6 protein-coding genes and 1 pseudogene are annotated in these 4,894 nt (G+C 30.7%); 4 read left to right on the top strand and 3 right to left on the bottom strand.

Annotation, left to right across the window (positions count from 1 at the left end; all coding sequences use genetic code 11):
* A partial coding sequence (gene tnpA / locus LY28_RS18735; RefSeq protein WP_422785026.1) for an IS66 family insertion sequence element accessory protein TnpA occupies positions 1-206 on the bottom strand: 206 nt, incomplete at its 3' end.
* A gap of 1,025 nt (positions 207-1,231) precedes the next feature.
* On the opposite strand from tnpA, the gene LY28_RS18730 reads away from it, so the two are divergent.
* The 3 genes from LY28_RS18730 to LY28_RS18720 all read left to right on the top strand — a co-directional run bounded on the left by LY28_RS18730 (position 1,232) and on the right by LY28_RS18720 (position 3,355).
* Positions 1,232-1,642 (top strand): hypothetical protein, encoded by a 411-nt coding sequence (locus LY28_RS18730; protein WP_110463685.1) that lies wholly within the window; start codon positions 1,232-1,234, stop codon positions 1,640-1,642.
* 125 nt (positions 1,643-1,767) lie between these two features.
* Complete coding sequence (locus LY28_RS18725; RefSeq protein WP_110463684.1) at positions 1,768-2,436, top strand: ATP-binding cassette domain-containing protein; 669 nt, start codon at positions 1,768-1,770, stop codon at positions 2,434-2,436.
* Complete coding sequence (locus LY28_RS18720; protein WP_110463683.1) at positions 2,417-3,355, top strand: hypothetical protein; 939 nt, start codon at positions 2,417-2,419, stop codon at positions 3,353-3,355. Before LY28_RS18725 ends, LY28_RS18720 begins: the two co-directional genes overlap by 20 nt.
* Positions 3,356-3,636: 281 nt before the next feature.
* Here the strand turns inward: LY28_RS18720 and LY28_RS19640 are convergent.
* Both LY28_RS19640 and LY28_RS18710 read right to left on the bottom strand, forming a co-directional pair.
* Positions 3,637-3,765: pseudogene (locus tag LY28_RS19640) on the bottom strand (IS256 family transposase); the annotation flags it as partial.
* A gap of 90 nt (positions 3,766-3,855) precedes the next feature.
* Positions 3,856-4,140: a hypothetical protein gene (locus tag LY28_RS18710; protein WP_110463682.1), complete on the bottom strand. Its 285-nt coding sequence runs from the start codon at positions 4,138-4,140 to the stop codon at positions 3,856-3,858.
* Between the two features lie 538 nt (positions 4,141-4,678).
* Here LY28_RS18710 and LY28_RS18705 point away from each other — a divergent pair.
* Complete coding sequence (locus LY28_RS18705) at positions 4,679-4,891, top strand: helix-turn-helix domain-containing protein (protein WP_165835636.1); 213 nt, start codon at positions 4,679-4,681, stop codon at positions 4,889-4,891.
* Positions 4,892-4,894: the final 3 nt, after the last annotated feature.

The following is a 4,894-nucleotide window of genomic DNA, read 5'->3' as shown; positions in this document are numbered from 1 at the left end:
TTCTGTTCATTTCTTTGTGGTACAAGTGTTCCGGTTTCACATGCCAGGGAACGAATTTTTCGTAGCCAGTAGTAGTATGATTTTGTATTCACGTTGTTCTGGCTGCACCAGCCTACAACTGTCATACCACTGTTCTGGCAGTCCTGAATTATTTGAGTCCATTGCCTCCGCCTGAATTCGGTTTTGGCATCTGTGATTTTATCCATTTTCTGATAGCCTCCTCAAAATTGCTTTGGACTTTTTAGTCATTGACGAAAAACTTGAAAAAGTCTAAAGGTTCTTTGGAAGTATTATCTCAAATGAATGGTTAATGTGTAATGCGCTCTTTTATTGAGCGCTTACGAAATATATTAGTATTTTTGTGTGCGTCTTAGTTATAATTGTAAGTGCTTCAAAACATGGCGTCGTGAATCATTAAGCTGATTGTGATAAACTTTCTGAAAACAAATTTAGGAGGTTAATCATGTTCAATCAGGAAAGTTATAGCCTATGGAAACAGAGAATAAATGAACAGAGAATTAGCGGGATGACAATCTCGGAATGCCTTGAGACCTTAAAAAGAATATATTTTCATATAGTTTTATTAGCGTGACCACGATGCCTTGAGACAGTAAAAGTGCTATATTTCTAAAGCCGACTAATAAGTGCTATTAGAGAAATTCAGTGACTTCACTATATGAAAATAACATTTTTCGATTAATATAATAATCTGACTTTATCAATTGCGGTGTCTATTACAGAGGTTGCTGCTGAACAAGGGATAAAATTCACCACTAATTTTATGTGTATGGAACAAGCAGATCAAAAGTTAGGTTTTAATATTAAGTAAGGGAACTAAATCCCCTGGCTGAGTTCAGTTTCAGTTGAGGATTCAGTTCCCTTACTATGATTGGTTGGTTATTTTAAATTGGTTTATAAACGGGTTTATAAATTATGTTTATACATTACGTATAAATGTAAAATATTTCTTGTATTACCATTTGATTTAGTTTATACTGTAACAATTAAACAACTATTGTAAATCATGGTGCAATAGTATTTATATACCACAAACGTAGAAAGCTTCTGATTTAAGTTTGTATACAAAACGAAAAAGAACGTTTGAAGGATACGTTTGTAAAAATACATAAACAGGAAGGTGATATAACTAAAATTATTATTATTTGTTTGTTAGTAAAAAATAGTACACTAATTGTTTAACAATCTATTTTGTGAAGGAGAAAATTTCATTATGAGAAATAAAACAAATTTAAAAAAGTTAGTAGTTACAGTAGTTTGTATAATGAGTATTATTACATCATCCTCAAGTGCTTTTGCTACATCTGCAACGTTTTCAGATACACTAATCAGAGGACAAGAATATGTCGCTTGCGTTAAAGATACTATCACTTGGACTACTGAAAACGTAAATTTCACAATTACTGCAAGCGATGGATGGCAAACATCAAGTGGATTGCTAGTATCAGCTGGAGGTGTGAGAAAGTTGTCTACCTCTACAATTAAAGAGATATATTATAACTATACAACCACATTTTTGGCAGGAGCAGTAATTTTTGGTCAAACTATAGGATATCGTCGTGATTTTTTAGATCAATGTCATGTGTTTGCTGGATCTGCTTATGAGTGGAATACTGATATTTAAGTAATGTTATAAATACTTAGTAAATATAAGTTAGTAAAAACACTAACAAATTTTTTTCTTCTGTAGTTAGTTGTTATAAAATTACTAACTTATATTTACTTTGAATATATATTGAGGAGTGCTTTATGATACAATGTATGGATTTGTCGAAAAGTTATTCAAAAAAATGTGTTATTGATAAATCAAATTTTGAGATTGAAAGTAATAAAATATCATTTCTTATGGGAGCTAATGGTACTGGAAAAACAACATTTATAAAATGTTTAATGAAAATGGAAAATTATAAAGGGAAGATTACTTTCGATTGTAAAAATATAAATCAAGTAAGAGAAAAATGTTTAGTAATATGGGATGATTGTCCTTTTTATACTAATCTCAGTGGAATAACAAATCTTATGCTTTTTGGAGAAAACAAAAAATCTAAGAAGCAAATTATAGAAATCGCTACAAAGCGTTTAGAGTATGCCTTGTTAAAAAATAATGTTAAAACCTACTCTTACGGGCAAAAGAAAAAATTAGCATTAGCATTAGTAGAAATACTACAGCCTAAATATCTATTTATGGATGAAATTTCAAATGGATTAGATTTCGACATGATGAAAGAATTAAAAGATGATATTAAGAGGTGGGCAGAAACTATGACTATTTTTCTGACAGGGCATCAATTTAGCTTTTATAATGAGTTAGTTGATTCTTTGTTCGCGTTTAAAGACGAACAAATAGTGTTATTGGAAGAGAATTTTTCTAGCTGCGGTGAAACATTGGAGGAAATATATGATAAAAGAATGCATTAATCAAGAATTAAGGTGTGGTATTAATTCTAAAATTTATTACATAACGCTAATTTTACTTAGTGCACTGTTTGGAATTATATTATTTATGAATTATAATGCGGTTATTGATACGCATGAAGCTTATCTAAAGTATGAGAATTATTATAAATCCAATGGTCTTGATCTTGAGTCAGATTTAAAAGGGGAGTATAAGGTAGAGAAGCATAAAGGAGGAGAAAGAATTGAAAATCCTATCGTGTATTATAAGGAATCTGTGGGTAAATATCTATATTCTGCAAGTCCTAAATACTTGGTCTCAGAGTTTTTAGAGGCCTCAACCTTATTTTTCCCATTAGTATTTGGCATATTGGGATTATTCGTTTCTACATATGATATTAGGCATAAAACATTGAAACATAAGACAGTAAGGAATAGTAGAAGTGTTTTGGGTGCAGTGAAACACTTAACGTTAATGTTAAGTAGTTTTGCTATTTTGATAATAGCTTTAATTATTTCGTTTATTATAGGACTAATCGTTTACCAAAGCTTATATAGCAGTGTGCCAGTGGCTGACTTTATTTCCAAAACAGCATATACAAGTTCATCATCAATTATAACTAAAATCGCTTTTGGATATATGATTGCATTACTTTTCTCAGAAATAGGATATACACTTGGAATATTATTTAAAAATATGACAGTGGGCATTGTTACAATTTTTCTATATACATTTGTAATTCCAGATTTGGGAAGTTTTGATTTAAGGACATCTATAAAATTCCTTGCAAAGAAAGTTTTTGATTTCTACGGTGTTGTTTCTATAGAAGCACCTATTAATACTTCATATATAAAGGCGGGTTCGGTTATCTTAGTTGCATTTGTGATATCAGGCATCATCAGTATGATAATTACTGCGAAGAGGAGTTCATTTGATTGTTGAGATTTGAATTTTCATAATATGAATATAAGGGGATGTAAATAATTTTGTGTATGGAGCATCTTTATACTAGTATTTGGTTAAGTATTTCCTAAGTATTAACTATTAAAATTTTATTTTTATATTTAAATTATTGCCATATTTTCTTATTATTATGCATGTTGGTGAATAAATCTGGCAATAATGTTAATAATGATATCTCTATGTCCTAACCCCTGTATTTTGGGGCCTAGCCCGTCCGGCAATGAGGACGAGCCCTTTAGGGCGGTGGGGGCTTAACTGTTCTAAATGTATAGTTCTAGCCTTCCATCGTACATAATCATCAATTGGCTCATTACCTGATCCCAGTTCCGGTATCTCTGAGTCCATTTTTTAATCACATTCATTGATGCCATATAGAGCATTTTCTCCATGGGAGTAATTGAGACATCTATAAAATGTTTTATTGTATCCGCAACAGTAATTCTTGAGAATTATACTAACATTTCTTTAATTAATGAATATTACCAATTAATTACATTTAAGTAATCTTTCAAATAAAAAATGTTACTGTTTTGTTTATTCCACAAATCAGTCCAGGATATTTTAAAGTCTTCAAGGATATTTTTAAATTCGGTTTCTGATAAATTAATTAGATAAACTTCCATGTTTTCTGAATATTCTTTTTCATTTCCATGCTCAAATGAGCCACCATCGAGTATTAGAATATTCTTATTATCTTTTAAATACTGCTTTAGTGTATCTTTTTCTATTTTTATATGGTTATTTATACCTATTGGTTCTACCACTCTTATTTGTATGCTTATGTTTTTGAATTTTTCAATATCCTTGCTGGATACATTACCTGTGCATTGGTTAATATTCTTTTATAATCTTTATCACTTACTTTAGTAATTTCTGCTGAAACAAATATTTGGGTTGGACAAAAGTTGAAAGATAGATAAATAGTGCTATAACAATCAAACATATTATACTTAATGAAACATAAATAGCTATCCTTTTTTAAGACCTCTACTCTCCAATTGTTTTAAAATTTACAAGATTACGAATATGCTGGTTATTAAAATATATTACCATAAATTAGAAGATACGTAAATGCTGTTTTTTAACATATTTTTGAAACCATTTTATAAATAGATATGCATTGCTTTCACAATCTAATCTTAATGTATTTTTTATTATCTACTCACTCTTTGCATATTTCGGCCGCATCCGGACACTGATTCCGGAAACATCCGGACAGCATTTCGGAATTATCCGGACACCTTGTCGAGTTAATAAATTAACTGCTACTCTTTAATCAGTATGATTAAAGGGGGCCAGACGATGAGGAGGCTGGAAATGCTGAAAGCAAGAGAAATTTTAAGGTTGAAACATGAAGTAGGACTATCACTAAGAGAAATTGGTAAGGCATGTAATTGCGGCAAATCAACTGTATCCGAAATTCTAACAAGAGCCGAAAAGGCAGGGATATCATGGCCTATTGACCTTAGTGATAAAAAAATTAATGTCTATGCTTTACCCGCCAATAGAAGATAAATC

It is taken from the genome of Ruminiclostridium sufflavum DSM 19573, assembly GCF_003208175.1.
Classification (GTDB): domain Bacteria; phylum Bacillota; class Clostridia; order Acetivibrionales; family DSM-1351; genus Ruminiclostridium; species Ruminiclostridium sufflavum.
The sequence above is the reverse complement of the archived record's forward strand: the minus strand, read 5'-3'. Positions and strand labels throughout refer to the sequence as shown.